The sequence below is a fragment of the Yersinia ruckeri ATCC 29473 genome, assembly GCF_000754815.1.
GTDB lineage: Bacteria > Pseudomonadota > Gammaproteobacteria > Enterobacterales > Enterobacteriaceae > Yersinia > Yersinia ruckeri.
Genome location: NZ_KN150747.1, coordinates 1,286,064 through 1,304,836 on the forward strand (window position 1 = coordinate 1,286,064; position 18,773 = coordinate 1,304,836).

Genomic DNA, 18,773 nt, shown 5'->3' on the forward strand with positions numbered 1-18,773 from the left:
AGTCTAGTGCTGTTCCGGTCGTTTAAATACCAACTCGTTCTTCGCAGATAACGCAGGGTCGAACTGATAACCCTCAAGATTGAAACCGATCAGTTGCTCGGTTTTTTCTAGTCTATTTTGAATGATAAAGCGGCTCATTAATCCGCGAGCTTTCTTGGCATAAAAACTGATGATTTTATATTTTCCGTTCTTCTGATCCAGAAATACCGGTTTGATCAACGTGCCATTCAGCTTGGCGGGTTTTACTGCTTTGAAATACTCATCCGAAGCCAGATTAATCAGCACATTATCACCTTGCTGCTCTAACGCCTGATTCAGTTTGTCAGTGAGAATATCCCCCCAGAATGCGTATAAATCCTTGCCCTGCGGGTTAGCCAGTTTGGTTCCCATTTCCAATCGATAAGGTTGCATTAAATCCAGCGGACGCAACACACCGTATAAACCGGAAAGCATACGTAAATGCTTTTGGGCAAAGGAAAAATCGGCTTTGCTGAAATCCTGCGCCTGCATACCGGTGTAAACATCGCCTTTAAACGCCAATATGGCCTGACGTGCATTTTCCGGCGTGAAATCAGGTTGCCACTCACTGAACCGGGCAGCATTCAAACCAGCCAGTTTATCGCTGATATGCATCAAACTGGCAATCTGGGGAGGTGTCAGTTCACGGCAAATCTCAATAAGTGCCTGAGACTTATCCAGCAACTCAGGTTGAGTGAAGGTCGTTGTGACCAACGGACTTTGGTAATCAAGAGTTTTAGCCGGAGAAATAATAATAAGCATGACGACATCCTGTTTATCCAGATAGACACACTGTAGCAAAAAGTGGGCATCAACCAAACGAAGAATAGTCAATTGCTAGGATAGGAAGGATGACTTGGCTAAATCGTCTCAGCACCGTGATAATGAAGAAAGTTGCTATTAATCTACGGGGTTCAGCACCTTTTGCCAGGCGAAAACGGTTGCTCAGAGAAGTCGGTGCAACCGATGTTTTTTTAAACAGTTGAACTGCCTTGCGCCGGGGCTTCTGCGTGTTATTATCAAGAAAAGGCAGGGTGACAGAATGCCAAAAGTTCATGCACAAACGATGAGAAACGACAACATGACCGATAAACTGACTTCCCTACGTCAATTGACTACCGTTGTAGCTGACACCGGGGACATTGCGGCGATGAAACTGTATCAGCCACAAGACGCGACAACTAACCCATCACTGATTCTGAATGCTGCTCAAATCCCGGAATACCGTAAACTGATTGATGACGCCATTGCTTGGGCTCGTGAGCAAAGCCATGACAAAGCACAGCAAGTTATTGATGCGGGTGACAAACTGGCCGTTAATATCGGTCTGGAAATTCTGAAGCTGATCCCTGGCCGTATTTCTACCGAAGTTGACGCCCGTCTGTCCTATGACACTGTTGCCAGTGTAGCGAAAGCAAAACGCTTGATCAAAATGTATGGCGATGCTGGTATCAGCAAAGATCGCATTCTGATCAAACTGGCTTCAACTTGGCAGGGTATCCGTGCCGCCGAACAGTTAGAGCAAGAAGGTATCAACTGTAACCTGACTCTGCTGTTTTCCTTCGCTCAGGCACGCGCCTGTGCTGAAGCGGGTGTCTACCTGATTTCTCCGTTTGTTGGCCGTATTCTGGACTGGTACAAGGCGAATGGCGACAAGAAAGAGTTCGCACCAAACGAAGATCCAGGCGTGATTTCAGTTAAAGAAATCTACCAGTATTACAAAAAACACGGTTATAAAACCGTGGTAATGGGCGCAAGCTTCCGTAATATCGGTGAAATTATTGAACTGGCAGGTTGTGACCGTTTGACCATAGCCCCGACTCTGCTGAAAGAATTGGCAGAAAGTGAAGGCGCTTTGGAACGTAAGCTGTCTTACACCGGTAAAGTTGAAGCTGCGCCAGCGCCGCTGACCGAAGCCGAGTTTTATTGGGATCATAATCAGGATCCAATGGCGGTTGAAAAACTGACTGACGGCATTCGCAAATTTGCTGTCGATCAGGGCAAACTTGAGAAGATGATTGCCGACCTGCTGTAATCTTTATGCTGGCAGGCCGATTGAAAGAAAAAGGTGGCGTAAGCTGCCTTTTTTTATGGAAAAAATAAGCAATTCAGGTTAGTGATTGGAACAAAACCAGGCTTGATTCTGTGAGTTAATAGGGTTGAGGTAATGGCTTTGCGTAGTATCATCCTGCCCACAGAGAATGATTTTTTATCAAGGTGATTGTATGCATACATTACGTATCGGTTTAGTGTCCATTTCCGATCGCGCGTCGAATGGAATCTATCAGGACAAAGGTATTCCGGCTCTGGAAGCATGGTTGAAGGGGGCAGTGACCACTGAATTTACTCTTGAAACCCGCCTGATTCCTGATGAGCAAACTCTGATAGAACAAACACTGTGTGAACTGGTAGATGAAATGGGTTGCCATTTGGTACTGACGACGGGTGGAACTGGCCCTGCGCGACGTGATGTGACCCCTGATGCCACATTGGCAATCGCTGACCGAGAAATGCCTGGTTTTGGCGAACAAATGCGTCAAATCAGCCTACACTTTGTACCTACGGCGATTTTATCCCGTCAGGTAGGCGTGATCCGTAAACAGGCGCTAATCTTGAATTTACCCGGTCAGCCCAAAGCAATTAAAGAGACGCTGGAAGGAGTCAGAGATACCGAAGGAAAGGTGGTCGTTCACGGTATTTTCGCCAGTGTTCCTTATTGTATTCAATTGTTAGATGGCCCTTACATTGAGACGGATAATAACGTGGTAGCAGCTTTTCGTCCCAAAAATGCCGTACGTGATACAAAAATCTAAATTCAGATAATTTCTGACATAAGATGCCATTCTAGATGTGTGAGAAAATTTGTACGGTATAGTAACTTTTACTTTACAAATGGTTGTATTGGTTTTAACTCTCCACTCTGTTTTCTCACGGTGTCTTATGAATCAACAACAAAATCGCCGATTAAATCGGCAAGATTATAAAACTCTGACGTTAGCGGCTCTGGGCGGCGCATTGGAGTTTTACGACTTCATTATCTATGTTTTTTTTGCTGTGATTATCGGTGAGCTATTTTTCCCGCCAGATATGCCGGAGTGGCTACGTCAGGTGCAGACGTTCGGTATTTTTGCCGCTGGCTACCTGGCACGTCCTCTGGGTGGCATTATCATGGCGCATTTTGGTGATCTGGTCGGCCGTAAGAAAATGTTTACACTGAGTATTTTGTTAATGGCATTACCAACACTCGCGATTGGTATGCTACCAACTTATGCGTCTATCGGTATTGCCGCGCCATTATTATTGCTATTGATGCGTGTGCTGCAAGGGGCTGCTATTGGTGGTGAAGTCCCCGGAGCCTGGGTTTTCGTTGCCGAACATGTGCCGCGTAAACGCATTGGTTTTGCCTGTGGCACCTTAACTGCGGGTCTGACAGCCGGTATCTTGCTGGGTTCTCTGGTGGCGACCGGCATGAAAACCACCCTTAGCCCACAGGCGATGATGGATGGCGGTTGGCGTATTCCATTTTTCCTCGGTGGTATTTTTGGTCTATTTGCCATGTATTTGCGCCGCTGGTTGCAGGAAACCCCGATCTTTAAGGAAATGCAGGCGCGAAAGGCGCTGGCGGAAGAACTTCCGTTGAAATCGGTAGTGGCTAACCATAAAAAAGAAATAGTGGTTTCAATGCTGCTAACTTGGCTACTCTCCGCCGGTATTGTGGTGGTCATTTTGCTGACACCGACCTATCTGGAAAAACAATATGGTGTGATTTCGACGTTGGCGATGCAGGCGAATAGCGTGGCGATTGTGGCACTAGTCTGTGGCTGCGTACTCTCTGGGCTGGCTATTGATCGCTTTGGCGCGAGTAAAACCTTTATCGTCGGCAGCGTGTTATTGGCGGTAGCGACTTGGTCGTTTTATCAGACTGATTTAACCGATCCGGCCAAGCTATTCACGCATTATACCTTTGCTGGATTCAGTGTTGGGATTGTCGGTGCGGTGCCTTATGTTATGGTGCGGGCTTTTCCGGCAGAAATCCGCTTTACTGGAATTTCATTCTCTTACAATGTGGCCTACGCCATTTTTGGCGGGTTGACACCTATTTTGGTCACGTTATTGATGAAAGTTACGCCTATGGCACCTGCCTATTATATGCTGCTGTTATCAGTGGTCGGGTTCCTGTTGGGAATATATTTACGTAATGATATTAATAGTGATGTGAAAGTACCGTTGTCAAAGAAGGCATTAGCTGAGTAAGGTAACCATCAATTAGATTCTTTTCTCAATAAATAGCCCATGCATCATGGGCTATTCTTAACTTATCTAATTTAAAATTCGTTCTTAAAATTAAAACCAACTTTTTGCTTAACCCGCGCCGAGGGTTGAGAAATAACTTCAGAGAATAATGTTCTGGCACCTTGTTGTTGTAAATATCTCGCCAACTCTCTAACTGCTGCGGTTCCCGCTCCTCTGACTGTACCGTCGCGTTCGGGGAATAAGACATAGTCTGGTAGTGTTGCTGATGCAACCAACTCAACTTCATCTTTGCTGTTAAAGCGGTCAGCAAGAACAACCGCGATAATTCTTCCCTGTAGTTTGACCACCACATAGATTTCACCGGGACGTTGAAGCCTTAATCTGCGATGGATAATACCTGTAACAATATGTCCAGCATGGAGGAGTTTACTGAAGGCGCTGTTATTTTCATCTGCACTGGAGTCTGCACTTGAGTCTGCACTGGAGTCTGCACTTGAATCTGCACTGGAGTCTGCATTAGCACCTTGTTCGACATGCGTTCCTTGGTACTGTTGTCCCCACTGAGCAATAGTTTCACTGAGTTTTTTGCGCATGGCTCGAGCATTCTTCACTTCAGCATCTGAAAGCTTTTCTTCTTCTTCTGGTGTTAGGGTTGGGATTATCTCTACTTCGAATTCAATATTGTTTTGCTCAATAGTTTCACCTTGTGACATTATTGTTGGAGGCGTATTTATATAAATAAACGCCTCTAATAGTAGCTCGTAAATACCCAAAGGTAGCCGTTCCACCTGAACGGGTGATTCATCGGAAGAGTAATAAAAACTATAACTTAAATAACTCAGTTGGGCATAGTCAAATGCAGTCTTAATATGACCAAGAGCATTCTCAGAGGTTCTTTCTGCTATCTTTTCTTTTACAGACTGAACTAATCTATTCTCTACCTCTTTATTTTCTACTGTAATACCTATATTTCCAGTCCTGATAATAGAATCTAGTGTTCTACCAAAAAACTCTGAATTCCAAGTTTCAGTACTGCCGCCAAATAATAAGGTAAAGTCAGTCATGATATCCAGCGTCCAATCAATACAGTGAGGCCTTATTTGACGTGGTTGACGAGAGTTAAGTAAAGAATAAAGTGAAACGCTACAGGCTTTTGCTACAGCTGGAAGACTCAGCGCTTGGCTATGTTGATTGTTATCGATATAAGTTAATGTCATATACCGATCAACAATTTCTTGTATTTGTAACGCTGATGCTCTTGACTGCTTTTTCTTAAGTGAGTCGCTGGGTCCGGCAATATGTAAGGTTTTACCTTTGGTATTACTGCTAAAGTATTTATCTGCACGGAATACGATACCATCCAATTGTTGACATTTGTCTTGTACGAGATAGTTATAAATATTTAAAAAAGGAGTAAAGGCGCATAGTATTTTACTGGTTTGCGCCAAGTCTCTTTTTTCTAAAAAATTATCGCCTGTATCTGCGGTGAGTATAGATTTTGCGAGAACTAAAGGATTATTTTTATTATAGTTGGTTATGAATATCTCTGGATATAAAGTGATTTTATTATTCCAGCCAAAAGAGACAATGGGAGATATATCAATCAACTCATTTTCAAATATTTGAATATATTGAACTTGTATAGTGTCTGTTTTAATTTGTATAATAAAAGCCAAGTTGTCGACATCTTTGTCATGCTCAAAGTAAAATTTATTATTCATTTCTTGATCATAAAAAATGACACCAATTTTACTTATGCTAATGTCAGGGCCATTAAAAATAGTGATATTATAATTTTCGCCTTCATTCATGCCTTCACTCTTGAATTCCAGCAGAACTTGTTTATTTTGTAACCGTTCATCATTCCAGTATTGACCGAAAGCATCAACAATATTTATTCTATGACTGTCTATAATGACACATTTTTGGTCGCAGCTAAGGCCTTCATTTTCTGATGCTTTGATACTTGTGATGACATTACTCATTTTCAGCGTTTGTAAATGACTATCAGTGACATCCTCTGTTAATTCGAAAAAAGGAGGGTTAAAATTATCATTCTTATAGATTGTTGCGAGCATGCCTGGCGGGATTCTGATGGATTTTATACTATCATTGGGAATGGGTAATTCTTTTTGTCCTGACTCAATAATGATTTCGCGATCGCCATATAAATCTATTTTCTGACTTGATGCTAAACAAGTACTTTCACCTTGGAAGTCATCTTCTGTATAAAAACAGATCGCAGGCTCTACCTGATAGGAGCTTATTTTATTATATAATTCCAACTTTTTTAACTCAAACAGATTAATATCATATTTAATGGTTGTTTTTCTACCAGAAAAATACATATCACTATAGAGGGTGACAGCCATGCCTGGAGGGACGGAAATGGATGCGATTTCATTATCAAACTCGTCATTGTAAATAGAACCAGCTTCCCTTTCTGCGGAGCAAAATGATTCTCCTTCAAAATTGTCAAGTTCATAAAAACAGACTTTCGCCTCATCTGAGTAAGCTGATTGTGATATTATTAATATGATACTGGATAATATTTTTGCAACTATATGCATAGGCACTCCCTTTGATGTTATTGATTTTTATTTTCCATATCATCGACAGGGCTTCAATACTATATGATGCGTATTTTATTTACTTTATCTATTTTCATTACTCTATTTTATTATTTTGTAGTATTAATTTTAGATTAGTATAGTTTGGCTTTAAATATAATAAAATAAGAATAAAAAAACTCCGAATATGAATATTCAGAGTTTTTTGGGATGTGTATTTTTCAAGCAAACTGTAATTAAACTATCGGTTGCTTAGGCAAAGTCTAGCGTGGTTCGCCAATCGGTAACACTGTGCGACCATATTGTTCGTTCAATACTTCAGCCATTGCCAGATAAATCGCGCTGGCGCCGCAGATGATGCCTTCAAAACCAGCGAAGACCAACAGCGAGTGATTACCGGTAAAGTTACCGATAGCCAACAGGGCAAATAGCAGTGTCAGGCTGGCAAACACGAATTGAAGCGCGCGGTTGGCAGGCAAGGTGCCGAAGAACATAAATAGGGTAAAGATGCCCCAGATCCCGAGGTAAACGCCAAGGAACTGTGCGTCAGTGGCTTCTGCCATACCCATTTTAGGCAGCATTAGCAAGCCGACCAGACTCAGCCAAAATGCGCCGTAAGAAGTAAATGCAGTCGCGGCAAAGGTATTCCCTTTCTTATATTCCAGCAAACCCGCCAGAATTTGTGCCAGACCGCCGTAGAAAATCCCCATGCTCAGGATAACGGAAGTCAGGGGGAAGAAGCCTGCGTTGTGCAGGTTGAGCAAGACGGTGGTCATCCCGAAGCCCATAAGGCCTAACGGGCCAGGATTCGCCAACTTGTTGGTGTTCATAAGTCCTCTGTAATAACAGATTGCTAAAAAAATGGATAAATATCCGAATAAGTATAAATCGCATGAATGAGTAAAAAGTCGTCTATATCCCTCAGTGCGCGCGGCATAATAATGATCTGTGCGATCGGAAACAATGATCTTGAGTGAGATAAAAAGTAATTTTTTTTCATCTGCCCCCTTGATGATGGCTTTCATGGCCCCATCTTATTCCCAACCGCAGGGACTAATCGTGGCATAGCGAAAACGTTGCCAGTAAATCAGGGCAGTTGAAAATTAGAAATCCGCCCATATATAGATTAGTAACTTGACCGATTATGACTTTTTTCGTGGAGGCGTTTTAGATGGGTAAAATTATTGGTATCGACTTGGGTACTACCAACTCTTGTGTAGCAATTATGGATGGTACAAAAGCACGCGTGCTGGAGAACAGTGAAGGCGATCGCACAACGCCCTCTGTTATCGCGTACACCCAAGATGGTGAAACTCTGGTTGGTCAACCTGCTAAACGTCAGGCTGTTACTAACCCACAAAATACACTGTTTGCCATCAAGCGTTTGATTGGCCGTCGTTTCCAGGATGAAGAAGCGCAGCGTGATAAAGACATCATGCCGTACAAAATCATCCCGGCAGATAACGGCGATGCATGGCTGGAAGTGAAAGGCCAGAAAATTGCACCACCGCAGATCTCTGCTGAAGTGCTGAAGAAAATGAAGAAAACGGCGGAAGATTATCTGGGCGAACCAGTGACTGAAGCGGTTATCACTGTACCTGCGTATTTCAACGATGCTCAGCGTCAGGCAACGAAAGATGCTGGCCGTATCGCTGGTCTGGAAGTAAAACGTATCATTAACGAACCAACCGCAGCAGCGCTGGCCTACGGTCTGGACAAAGAAGTCGGTAACCGTACTATCGCGGTTTACGACCTCGGTGGTGGTACTTTCGATATTTCTATCATCGAAATTGATGATGTTGATGGCGAAAAAACCTTTGAAGTTCTGGCAACCAACGGTGATACCCATTTGGGTGGTGAAGACTTCGATAGCCGTCTGATCAACTACCTGGTTGAAGAATTCAAGAAAGACCAGGGTATGGATCTGCGTACCGATCCATTGGCTATGCAACGTCTGAAAGAAGCTGCCGAAAAAGCGAAAATCGAGCTGTCTTCTGCGCAACAGACTGACGTTAACCTGCCATACATCACCGCTGATGGCAGTGGTCCAAAACACATGAACATCAAAGTGACCCGTGCCAAACTGGAGTCACTGGTAGAAGATCTGGTTAACCGCTCAATGGAACCGCTGAAAGTGGCTCTGAAGGATGCTGGCCTGTCTGTATCCGATATCCAGGACGTTATTCTGGTTGGTGGTCAGACCCGTATGCCAATGGTTCAGAAGAAAGTAGCTGACTTCTTCGGTAAAGAGCCACGTAAAGACGTGAACCCAGATGAAGCGGTTGCTATCGGTGCGGCTGTTCAAGGTGGCGTTCTGTCTGGTGAAGTTAAAGACGTGCTGCTGCTGGACGTGACTCCATTGTCTCTGGGTATCGAAACAATGGGTGGTGTGATGACTCCGCTTATCACTAAAAATACCACTATCCCGACCAAGCACAGCCAGGTGTTCTCTACTGCAGAAGACAACCAGTCTGCGGTAACCATCCATGTGCTGCAGGGTGAACGTAAACGTGCACAGGATAACAAGTCTCTGGGTCAGTTCAACCTGGATGGTATTCAAGCTGCGCCTCGCGGTATGGCACAAATCGAAGTGACCTTCGATATTGATGCTGACGGTATCTTACATGTGTCTGCAAAAGACAAGAATACCGGTCGTGAGCAGAAGATCACCATTAAGGCATCTTCTGGTCTGAACGAGGAAGAAATCCAGAAAATGGTACGCGATGCAGAAGCTAACGCTGAAGCAGACCGTAAGTTTGAAGAACTGGTTCAGACTCGTAACCAGGCCGACCATCTGATTCACGGTACTCGTAAACAGTTGGAAGAAGCCGGTGATAAACTGCCAGCAGAAGACAAGACAGCCATTGAAGATGCGCTGAAAGCGTTGGAAGCCGCAGTTAAAAGCGAAGACAAAGCGGAAATTGAAGCGAAAACTCAGGCACTGGTCCAGGTTTCTGGCAAGTTGCTGGAGATGGCTCAGCAGCAGCAAGCCGCAGCTGGTGAAGCAGGCGATGCCAACGCGAAAAAAGAAGACGACGTTGTTGACGCCGAATTCGAAGAAGTAAAAGACAAAAAATAATCGCCCTTCAGCGGGCACAGCAGTGGTAAGACATACTGTTGCTGGAAACCAGCACGGGCGTCGAGGCAACTCTACGCCCGTGCACGCATGTTAAGGGTAGGAAAAAACAGAATGGCGAAGAGAGACTATTACGAGGTTTTAGGCGTCCCCAAGACGGCGGATGAGCGTGAAATCAAAAAGGCCTATAAACGCTTGGCGATGAAATTCCATCCGGATCGTAATCAGGAACAGGACGCCGAAGGTAAATTCAAAGAAGTTAAAGAAGCCTACGAAATTCTGATCGACGCGCAAAAACGTGCTGCTTACGATCAATATGGCCATGCGGCTTTTGAGCAAGGTGGTATGGGCGGCGGCGGCGGATTTGGCGGCGGTGGTGCTGATTTTAGCGATGTCTTTGGTGATGTTTTTGGTGACATTTTTGGCGGCGGACGCCGTCAGCAGCGCGCCAGTCGTGGTTCAGACCTACGTTACAACATGGATCTGACGTTGGAAGAAGCGGTTCGTGGTGTAACCAAAGAAATCCGCATTCCAACGCTGGACGAGTGTGACGTTTGCCACGGCAGCGGTGCGAAACCAGGCAGTTCTCCGATCACCTGTCCGACTTGCCACGGCGCGGGTCAGGTACAGATGCGTCAGGGCTTTTTTACCGTGCAACAGGCGTGTCCTCATTGTCATGGTCGTGGCCAGATTATCAAAGATCCATGCAATAAGTGTCATGGTCATGGGCGCGTCGAAAAATCCAAAACCCTTTCGGTCAAGATTCCGGCGGGTGTCGATACCGGCGACCGTATCCGCTTGGCAGGTGAGGGTGAAGCGGGTGAACACGGTGCTCCATCAGGTGATTTATACGTTCAGGTTCAGGTGAAATCACACCCGATATTCGAGCGAGAAGGTAATAACCTGTATTGTGAAGTGCCAATCAACTTTGCGATGGCTGCGTTGGGCGGTGAAATTGAAGTACCCACGTTGGATGGCCGGGTTAAGTTGAAAGTTCCTGCTGAAACACAAACCGGTAAATTGTTCCGTATGCGCGGTAAAGGTGTTAAATCAGTACGCGGTGGTAGCCAAGGCGATCTATTGTGCCGAGTCGTCGTTGAAACCCCGGTAAGCTTGAGCGAGAAGCAGAGACAATTGTTACGTGAGTTGGAAGAAAGTTTCGTTGGTGCGGCGGGCGAGAAAAACAGCCCACGTTCTAAAAGCTTCTTGGACGGCGTAAAAAAGTTTTTCGATGATTTGACCCGCTAATCATAAGTTCTATTATTAGTTTATTGAAAATAAAATCCTCGGTTGATACCGGGGATTTTTTTCGTCAGGAGCGATAGTATCAATGTGATGTTAATCATCAAATGATCGGTTTTTACGATTGATTCATGCAATAAAAACGACTTTTTTCGAGTTAACAAGTATCTTATAATTTGTAAATTATTTGCCAGCTATTTTGGTTGGCTTCTCTGTCCGATGTAGGGAGTATTCATTGTGACAAATATTATTCGCCAATTTTTACGTTTAGAAGCAGCGGGGGGCATGATTTTGATCGTGGCCGCCGTTGTCGCCTTGTTGATGGCTAACAGCCCGCTACAAGGCGTTTATCAGATGTTTTTAGATATCCCTGTTGCAGTAAAAATTGCTTCACTGGATATCAGTAAGCCTTTACTGCTGTGGATTAATGACGGATTGATGGCGATATTCTTCTTGGTCGTTGGGCTGGAAGTTAAGCGCGAACTGATGGAAGGCTCATTAGCCGGACGGGATAAAGCCGTCTTCCCTGCGATCGCGGCTTTAGGCGGGATGTTGGCTCCCGCGCTGATTTATTTGCTATTTAACGGTGCCGATGAAGTGACCCGTCAGGGCTGGGCTATTCCGGCAGCAACTGACATTGCTTTTGCGCTGGGAGTGATGGCGTTATTGGGCAACCGTGTGCCGACGAGTCTGAAAGTGTTTCTACTGGCGCTGGCCATCATTGATGACTTGGGTGTCATTATTATTATCGCGTTGTTCTATACCCATGATGTTTCCCTGGTGGCATTGGGTGTCGCTGCGGCGGCAATTGCACTGTTGGCGTATATGAACTGGCGTGGCGTCGGCAAAACCTCCCCTTATCTCCTGGTGGGGTTGGTGCTGTGGGTCTGTATCCTGAAGTCTGGGGTTCATGCGACTCTGGCCGGTGTGATCGTCGGCTTTATGATTCCGCTGCATACGAAAGATAAACGCTCACCATCAGAATCATTGGAGCACGGCATGCATCCGTGGGTGGCTTATTTAATCTTACCGCTATTTGCTTTTGCTAACGCGGGGGTTTCTCTTGAGGGTGTTTCAGTCTCGGGACTGACGTCTTTACTGCCTTTAGGCATTGCCAGCGGGTTGTTCATCGGCAAGCCACTGGGGATTTTCCTCTTCAGTTGGTTGGCGGTTAAGCTGGGGATGGCCAAGTTGCCAGACTCTATCAACTTTAAACAGATCTTTGCTGTGTCCGTGCTATGCGGTATTGGTTTTACCATGTCGATCTTCATTGCCTCACTGGCGTTTGAAGGAGGGGATCTTGCCTTGAGTACCTATTCTCGACTGGGAATATTATTGGGTTCTACCGCCGCAGCGATTGTAGGATACAGCCTGTTGCGTTTGGCATTGCCAATGAAAACCCACGCCGCCGTAGCAAAGTAATCTGATCCAGCGGTTGAAATAAACAGACAAAACTGTCGATGCGGTGTAATGCTGTGATATCGGCAGTTTTGCTTGATGGGTTCCCGAGATCGCATTATGTTTTGATCTCAGAACAAGGGAAGTTGATCGCTCGGGAAATTGATCACCCTATCCGGCGATACGTTAAGGAGATCACTGCATGCGAATGTCACATATTAATTTTAATCATCTCTATTATTTCTGGCAGGTTTGTAAAGAAGGTTCGGTTGTGGGGGCTGCAGAAGCATTATTTCTTACGCCTCAGACGATTACCGGGCAGATTAAGGCGTTGGAAGAACGCTTGAGTGGCAAACTTTTCAAGCGGCAAGGACGTGGTCTAGTACCTTCTGAACTAGGCCAATTAGTTTTTCGTTATGCCGATAAAATGTTTATGCTCAGCCATGAAATGCTGGATATCGTTAATTACCGTAAAGAATCCAATCTGTTATTCGATGTCGGGGTAGCGGATGCTTTGTCCAAGCGCCTGGTTAGTCGAGTCTTGGAAACGGCCGTGGTCGATAATGAGCAAATACACTTACGTTGCTTCGAATCTACCCATGAAATGTTATTAGAGCAGCTTAGTCAGCACAAACTGGATATGATCTTATCGGACTGTCCCGTTGATTCCAGCCAGCAGGAAGGGCTATTTTCCGTCAAATTGGGTGAATGCAGTGTCAGTTTTTACTGCCAGCAACCCATTCCGGAGGCACCTTTCCCTGCCTGCTTGCAGGAACGGCGGTTATTGATCCCCGGCCGACGCTCAATGTTGGGGCGTAAGTTACTGAACTGGATTAACAGTAAAGGGATTCAGGTTGAAATCTTGGGTGAGTTTGATGATGCTGCGCTGATGAAGGCGTTTGGTCTCTATCATAATGCGATTTTTGTCGCACCATCCATGTATGCTCATACTATCTATGCAGATGAGCAGATCGTAGAAATTGGACGTTTGGATAATGTACACGAAGAGTATTACGTGATTTTTGCGGAGCGGATGATCCAGCACCCGGCGGTACAGCGGGTATGCAATAAGGATTTCACTTCGTTGTTTGGTGGTTGATAGCAGCTGCTCAACAGTAAAAAATTTAAGGTAAAGGGCAAGGATGCTCTGTCAGGCAGGAATATCTGGTGGGGCATTTAAACTGTGAATATAAAAAAACCGGCCTAAGCCGGTCTTTTTACTAAGCAGTCAACTTAATGCATTACTGCATTGCGTTGATTTGCGCTGTCAAATTTGACTTATGACGCGCTGCTTTGTTCTTGTGGATCAGACCTTTACAGGCCTGACGGTCCACAATTGGTTGCATTTCGTTAAATGCGTTTTGCGCTGCGGTTTTATCGCCAGCTGCAATTGCCGCATATACCTTCTTAATGAAGGTACGCACCATTGAGCGACGGCTAGCGTTATGCTTGCGGCGTTTCTCAGACTGTACGGCGCGTTTCTTAGCTGATTTGATATTAGCCAAGGTCCAACTCCCAAATATATTCTATTGAGGACAATTCAAAGGCCGAGGAATATCCCCTTTTTGCCTTCGTTTGTCAATGGATTTGTGCAAATAAGCGCCGTTTGTACGGGCGGCACTTGCTACGTTGTGATGGAGCGGGATTTTACCAGCTTCGAGCGGCGGAATACAGTCTTTCGAAAGAAAATTCCACCGGCCGCACCTATTAAGCATTTGGCGGTAGTTTTGCAAAAGTCTTAACAGGGGGTCAGTATCCAACTGCTCGCGCATTCTACAGGATAAACTGGCATAAAAGGGTTTTAACTGCGTATTATCGATAAATTGCCATGACTATTGGAGTAAAGGTGCCAATCGCGGGTTAACCTTAACCGCTGTACAAGGTATAATCCGGCGATTTCCACTGTTTTGAGCCAGCTATGGAGCTAATTCGCGGTATACATAATATCCGGGCACGCCACCATGGTTGCGTGCTGACTATCGGTAACTTTGACGGTGTCCACCGTGGGCATCTGGCATTACTGGAGCAATTAAAGCGCGAAGGCCGGCGTTTAGGGCTGCCGGTAATGGTAATGATATTTGAGCCGCAGCCTTTAGAATTGTTCGCGGCAGATAAAGCTCCTGCCCGGTTAACGCGTTTACGCGATAAAGCCAAATATTTGGCGCAGGTCGGCGTTGACTATCTACTGTGTGTTAAATTCGATCCGCGTTTTGCTGCCAACATGGCCCAGACATTTGTGGTTCAGTTGCTGGTAGAGAAGCTGGGCGTGCAGTTTTTAGCGGTGGGTGATGATTTTCGCTTTGGCGCAGGGCGTCAGGGCGATTTTCAATTGTTACAGCAGGCCGGAGCCGAATTCGGTTTTGATGTGATCAGTACCGACAGTTTCTGTGACGGTGGTTTGCGCATCAGCAGCACGGCGATCCGCCAAGCGCTGCATGATGATGATTTGGCACTGGCAGAAACCTTACTTGGGCACCCTTACAGTATTTCTGGCCGGGTTGTCCACGGTGATGAACTGGGGCGAACCATCGGTTTTCCTACGGCGAATTTACCGTTGAAACGTTTGGTTGCTCCGGTTAAAGGAGTGTATGCAGTTGACGTGTATGGTTTGAGCGCTGAGCCATTGTCTGGCGTTGCCAATATTGGCACCCGGCCAACCGTTGCAGGTATCCGTCAGCAGTTGGAAGTTCATCTGCTTGATGTCAATATGGATCTTTACGGGCGTCATATTGATGTGGTGCTCCGCGCAAAATTGCGCGACGAACAGCGATTTGCTTCCCTTGATGCTTTGAAGCAGCAAATCGCCAATGATGTGGTGACGGCCCGAAATTTCTTCGGGCTAAAGACACCGGTTTAATATTTCTAGCCGAAAACGGAACCGAGAATCTAATGAGTGACTACAAGAATACCCTGAACTTGCCGGAAACAGGGTTCCCGATGCGCGGCGATCTGGCAAAACGCGAACCTGAGATGCTGAAACGCTGGTATGAGCAGGATTTGTACGGAAAAATTCGTGCGGCTAAGAAAGGTAAAAAATCCTTTATTTTGCATGATGGCCCTCCGTATGCGAACGGCAATATTCATATTGGTCACTCGGTTAATAAAATTCTCAAAGACATTATTATTAAATCGAAAGGCATGGCTGGCTTTGATTCGCCTTATATCCCTGGTTGGGACTGCCACGGCCTGCCTATCGAGCTGAAAGTTGAGCAATTGATTGGTAAACCAGGTGAAAAAGTCACCGCGGCTGAGTTTCGCGCGGCCTGCCGTAACTATGCGGCCGAGCAAGTTGAAGGGCAGAAAAAAGACTTTATCCGCCTAGGGGTGTTGGGTGATTGGGATCATCCTTACCTGACCATGGACTTCAAAACCGAAGCCAATATTATCCGAGCGCTGAGCAAAATCATTGATAACGGTCACCTGCACAAAGGCGCCAAGCCGGTGCATTGGTGTACTGATTGCGGTTCGTCTCTGGCCGAAGCGGAAGTGGAATATTACGACAAAATTTCTCCGTCTATCGACGTGCGTTTTAATGCCGTTGATGCTGAAAGCGTGGCTGCCAAATTCGGTGTTTCTGGCGTAACTGGCGCGGTTTCTCTGGTTATATGGACCACGACGCCTTGGACTTTACCGGCTAACCGTGCCATCTCACTGAATCCAGAGTTCGTGTACCAACTGGTTAACGTTGGCGATGAGAACATGATTCTGGCGGCTGATTTGGTGGAAAGTGTCATGAAACGCGCGGGGATCACTGAGTGGACTGTGCTGGGTAACTGCCAGGGTGCCGATCTGGAGCTATCACGTTTCCATCATCCGTTCATGGGTTTCGACGTTCCTGCGATTCTGGGCGATCACGTTACGCTGGATGCCGGTACCGGTGCAGTACATACCGCACCAGGCCACGGTCCGGACGACTTTGTTATCGGTCAGAAGTACGCTCTGGAAGTGGCTAACCCGGTTGGCCCGAATGGTTGCTATTTGAGCGGAACCTACCCAACGCTGGATGGCGTCTTCGTCTTTAAGGCCAACGATATGATCGTTGCGCTGTTACGTGAAAATGGCGCGTTGCTGCACGTTGAGAAAATGTCTCATAGCTATCCGTGCTGCTGGCGTCACAAAACGCCGATTATCTTCCGTGCTACGCCACAGTGGTTTATCAGCATGGATCAGAAAGGCTTGCGTAAGCAGTCGCTGCAAGAAATCAAAGACGTAAAATGGATTCCTGACTGGGGCCAGGCACGTATTGAAACTATGGTTGCGAACCGTCCTGACTGGTGTATTTCCCGTCAGCGTACCTGGGGCGTGCCTATGTCGCTGTTCGTGCATAAAGAAACCGAAGCGTTGCATCCACGCAGCACTGAGCTGATGGAAGAAGTCGCAAAACGTGTAGAACAAGAGGGTATTCAGGCTTGGTGGGATCTGGATCCGGCAGATATTCTGGGTGCTGATGCCGATCATTACATGAAGGTGCCAGATACGCTGGATGTGTGGTTTGACTCTGGTTCGACCCATTCTTCAGTGGTTGATGTGCGTCCTGAATTTAATGGTCACACGCCGGATATGTATCTGGAAGGCTCCGATCAGCATCGCGGCTGGTTTATGTCATCACTGATGATTGCTACGGCAATTAAAGGCAAAGCGCCCTATCGTCAGGTTCTGACTCACGGTTTCACCGTAGATGGTCAGGGGCGCAAGATGTCCAAGTCTATCGGCAACACCATCAGTCCACAGGATGTGATGAACAAGCTGGGTGGCGATATTCTACGTCTGTGGGTGGCATCAACGGATTACACCGGTGAAATCGCAGTTTCAGATGAAATTCTGAAACGTTCAGCGGATTCTTACCGTCGTATCCGTAACACGGCGCGCTTCCTGTTAGCCAACCTGAATGGTTTTGATCCGGTTCAGCATCGGGTTGAACCGGAAGATATGGTGGTGCTGGATCGTTGGGCGGTAGGTCGCGCTCAGGCAGCACAGGCCGGTATCATCGAAGCTTACGAAAATTATGATTTCCACTTGGTTGTTCAGCGCCTGATGCAGTTCTGCTCAGTCGAAATGGGCTCCTTCTACCTCGATATCATCAAAGATCGTCAGTACACCGCGAAAGGCGATAGCGTTGCGCGCCGTAGCTGCCAGAGTGCATTGTTCCATATTGCGGAAGCATTGGTGCGCTGGATGGCTCCGATCATGTCCTTTACTGCCGACGAAATCTGGAACCAATTGCCGGGCGAACGTTCGGAATATGTCTTCACTGAAGAATGGTACCAAGGTCTATTCGGCCTGACCGGTGCGGAAAGCATGAACGACAGTTTCTGGGATGAGTTACTGAAAGTTCGTGGTGAGGTGAACAAGGTTCTGGAGCAGGCGCGCAGCGACAAACGCATCGGCGGTTCTCTGGAAGCGGATGTAACCTTGTATGCAGAACCTGAACTGGCAGTACGCCTGAACAGTTTGCAGGATGAGCTTCGTTTCGTCTTGTTGACTTCTGCCGCGCATGTGGCTGACTATGCCGCTGCGGGTGATGATGCACAGCAAAGCGAATTGATCGCCGGTTTGAAGATCACCTTCAAGAAAGCCGATGGTGAGAAATGCCCACGTTGCTGGCATTACACGCAGGATATCGGCCTGGTAGCGGAACACGTAGATTTATGTGGTCGCTGTGTCACTAACGTTGCCGGTGTCGGCGAAGAGCGTAAGTTTGCCTGATGAGTAAGCCGATTTGTTCGACCGGATTGCGTTGGCTTTGGCTGACGCTGTTGGTAGTGATCGTGGATTTGGGGAGCAAGCAGTGGGTGATGACTCACCTTGCTCTGGGGGAATCAATCCCTCTTATTCCTTTCTTTAATATGACCTACGCACAGAATCCGGGGGCTGCGTTTAGCTTCTTGGCAGATAAAGGCGGCTGGCAGCGTTGGTTCTTTGCGCTGATTGCCATCGCTATCACGGTGACACTGGCGGTACTGATGTATCGCTCCAGTGGCAAGCAACGCCTGATAAACTGTGCTTATGCGCTGATTATCGGCGGTGCGTTAGGTAACCTATTTGATCGCATGGTACATGGCGTGGTGATCGATTTTATTCATTTCTACGTTAATGACTGGCACTTCCCGATCTTTAATCTGGCCGACACGGCTATTTGTATCGGTGCTGCGCTAGTGGTATTCGAAGGGTTTTTAAGCCCTTCTGAAACGGCTGCAACAAAGAAAGGTGAGTAA

General features: G+C 46.4%; 14 protein-coding genes. 10 read left to right on the forward strand and 4 right to left on the reverse strand.

Going from position 1 to position 18,773, the window contains the following annotated elements; translation table 11 throughout:
• Positions 1-3: 3 nt before the first annotated feature.
• On the reverse strand, positions 4-780 hold the full coding sequence (gene yaaA / locus DJ39_RS05695) for a peroxide stress protein YaaA (RefSeq protein WP_038240920.1): 777 nt from the start codon (positions 778-780) through the stop codon (positions 4-6).
• A gap of 319 nt (positions 781-1,099) precedes the next feature.
• On the opposite strand from yaaA, the gene tal reads away from it, so the two are divergent.
• The 3 genes from tal (at position 1,100) to DJ39_RS05710 (ending at position 4,272) form a co-directional block, all read left to right on the forward strand.
• The gene (gene tal, locus DJ39_RS05700) at positions 1,100-2,053 is read left to right on the forward strand and encodes a transaldolase (protein WP_038251214.1); all 954 of its coding nucleotides are present in this window, start codon (positions 1,100-1,102) and stop codon (positions 2,051-2,053) included.
• Positions 2,054-2,243: 190 nt separating this feature from the next.
• Complete coding sequence (mog, locus tag DJ39_RS05705; protein WP_038240917.1) at positions 2,244-2,831, forward strand: molybdopterin adenylyltransferase; 588 nt, start codon at positions 2,244-2,246, stop codon at positions 2,829-2,831.
• A gap of 127 nt (positions 2,832-2,958) precedes the next feature.
• Complete coding sequence (locus DJ39_RS05710; protein WP_004721107.1) at positions 2,959-4,272, forward strand: MFS transporter; 1,314 nt, start codon at positions 2,959-2,961, stop codon at positions 4,270-4,272.
• Positions 4,273-4,343: 71 nt separating this feature from the next.
• Here DJ39_RS05710 and DJ39_RS05715 read toward each other — a convergent pair whose 3' ends face one another.
• Together DJ39_RS05715 and satP are read right to left on the reverse strand one after the other, a co-directional pair.
• A complete protein-coding gene (locus DJ39_RS05715) occupies positions 4,344-6,842 on the reverse strand; it encodes a peptidase inhibitor family I36 protein (RefSeq protein ID WP_004721108.1) in 2,499 nt (832 codons plus the stop codon).
• Positions 6,843-7,105: 263 nt separating this feature from the next.
• Complete coding sequence (satP, locus tag DJ39_RS05720) at positions 7,106-7,672, reverse strand: acetate uptake transporter (RefSeq protein ID WP_004721110.1); 567 nt, start codon at positions 7,670-7,672, stop codon at positions 7,106-7,108.
• A gap of 341 nt (positions 7,673-8,013) precedes the next feature.
• Here satP and dnaK point away from each other — a divergent pair, with 341 nt between their 5' ends.
• From dnaK to nhaR, 4 genes are all read left to right on the forward strand, one after another.
• Entirely contained in the window at positions 8,014-9,921 is a 1,908-nt protein-coding gene (gene dnaK, locus DJ39_RS05725; protein ID WP_004721112.1) for a molecular chaperone DnaK, read from the forward strand.
• 111 nt (positions 9,922-10,032) lie between these two features.
• Positions 10,033-11,166 (forward strand): molecular chaperone DnaJ, encoded by a 1,134-nt coding sequence (gene dnaJ / locus DJ39_RS05730; protein ID WP_004721115.1) that lies wholly within the window; start codon positions 10,033-10,035, stop codon positions 11,164-11,166.
• Positions 11,167-11,397: 231 nt separating this feature from the next.
• Positions 11,398-12,582 carry a Na+/H+ antiporter NhaA gene (gene nhaA / locus DJ39_RS05735; protein WP_004721116.1) on the forward strand — a complete coding sequence of 395 codons (1,185 nt, stop codon included), beginning with the start codon at positions 11,398-11,400 and terminating at the stop codon, positions 12,580-12,582.
• A gap of 178 nt (positions 12,583-12,760) precedes the next feature.
• Positions 12,761-13,657, forward strand: a complete 897-nt coding sequence (gene nhaR / locus DJ39_RS05740) for a transcriptional activator NhaR (RefSeq protein WP_038240911.1) — start codon at positions 12,761-12,763, stop codon at positions 13,655-13,657.
• 142 nt (positions 13,658-13,799) lie between these two features.
• Here nhaR and rpsT read toward each other — a convergent pair whose 3' ends face one another.
• Positions 13,800-14,063, reverse strand: coding sequence for a 30S ribosomal protein S20 (gene rpsT, locus DJ39_RS05745; RefSeq protein ID WP_038240909.1), 264 nt, complete (start codon positions 14,061-14,063; stop codon positions 13,800-13,802).
• A 413-nt stretch (positions 14,064-14,476) separates the two neighbouring features.
• On the opposite strand from rpsT, the gene ribF reads away from it, so the two are divergent.
• The 3 genes from ribF to lspA are packed head-to-tail and all read left to right on the forward strand — an operon-like array spanning position 14,477 to position 18,773.
• Complete coding sequence (ribF, locus tag DJ39_RS05750) at positions 14,477-15,415, forward strand: bifunctional riboflavin kinase/FAD synthetase (protein WP_038240907.1); 939 nt, start codon at positions 14,477-14,479, stop codon at positions 15,413-15,415.
• 32 nt (positions 15,416-15,447) lie between these two features.
• The gene (ileS, locus tag DJ39_RS05755) at positions 15,448-18,264 is read left to right on the forward strand and encodes an isoleucine--tRNA ligase (RefSeq protein ID WP_004721124.1); all 2,817 of its coding nucleotides are present in this window, start codon (positions 15,448-15,450) and stop codon (positions 18,262-18,264) included.
• Complete coding sequence (lspA, locus tag DJ39_RS05760; RefSeq protein ID WP_038240905.1) at positions 18,264-18,773, forward strand: signal peptidase II; 510 nt, start codon at positions 18,264-18,266, stop codon at positions 18,771-18,773. The genes ileS and lspA overlap by 1 nt, the downstream gene beginning before the upstream one ends.

Excerpts from the sequence above, each read along its gene's own strand:
- yaaA (WP_038240920.1), bottom strand. The coding sequence starts at position 780 with ATGCTTATTATTATTTCTCCGGCTAAAACTCTTGATTACCAAAGTCCG.
- tal (WP_038251214.1), top strand. The coding sequence starts at position 1,100 with ATGACCGATAAACTGACTTCCCTACGTCAATTGACTACCGTTGTAGCT.
- mog (WP_038240917.1), top strand. The coding sequence starts at position 2,244 with ATGCATACATTACGTATCGGTTTAGTGTCCATTTCCGATCGCGCGTCG.
- DJ39_RS05710 (WP_004721107.1), top strand. The coding sequence starts at position 2,959 with ATGAATCAACAACAAAATCGCCGATTAAATCGGCAAGATTATAAAACT.
- DJ39_RS05715 (WP_004721108.1), bottom strand. The coding sequence starts at position 6,842 with ATGCATATAGTTGCAAAAATATTATCCAGTATCATATTAATAATATCA.
- satP (WP_004721110.1), bottom strand. The coding sequence starts at position 7,672 with ATGAACACCAACAAGTTGGCGAATCCTGGCCCGTTAGGCCTTATGGGC.
- dnaK (WP_004721112.1), top strand. The coding sequence starts at position 8,014 with ATGGGTAAAATTATTGGTATCGACTTGGGTACTACCAACTCTTGTGTA.
- dnaJ (WP_004721115.1), top strand. The coding sequence starts at position 10,033 with ATGGCGAAGAGAGACTATTACGAGGTTTTAGGCGTCCCCAAGACGGCG.
- nhaR (WP_038240911.1), top strand. The coding sequence starts at position 12,761 with ATGCGAATGTCACATATTAATTTTAATCATCTCTATTATTTCTGGCAG.
- ribF (WP_038240907.1), top strand. The coding sequence starts at position 14,477 with ATGGAGCTAATTCGCGGTATACATAATATCCGGGCACGCCACCATGGT.
- ileS (WP_004721124.1), top strand. The coding sequence starts at position 15,448 with ATGAGTGACTACAAGAATACCCTGAACTTGCCGGAAACAGGGTTCCCG.
- lspA (WP_038240905.1), top strand. The coding sequence starts at position 18,264 with ATGAGTAAGCCGATTTGTTCGACCGGATTGCGTTGGCTTTGGCTGACG.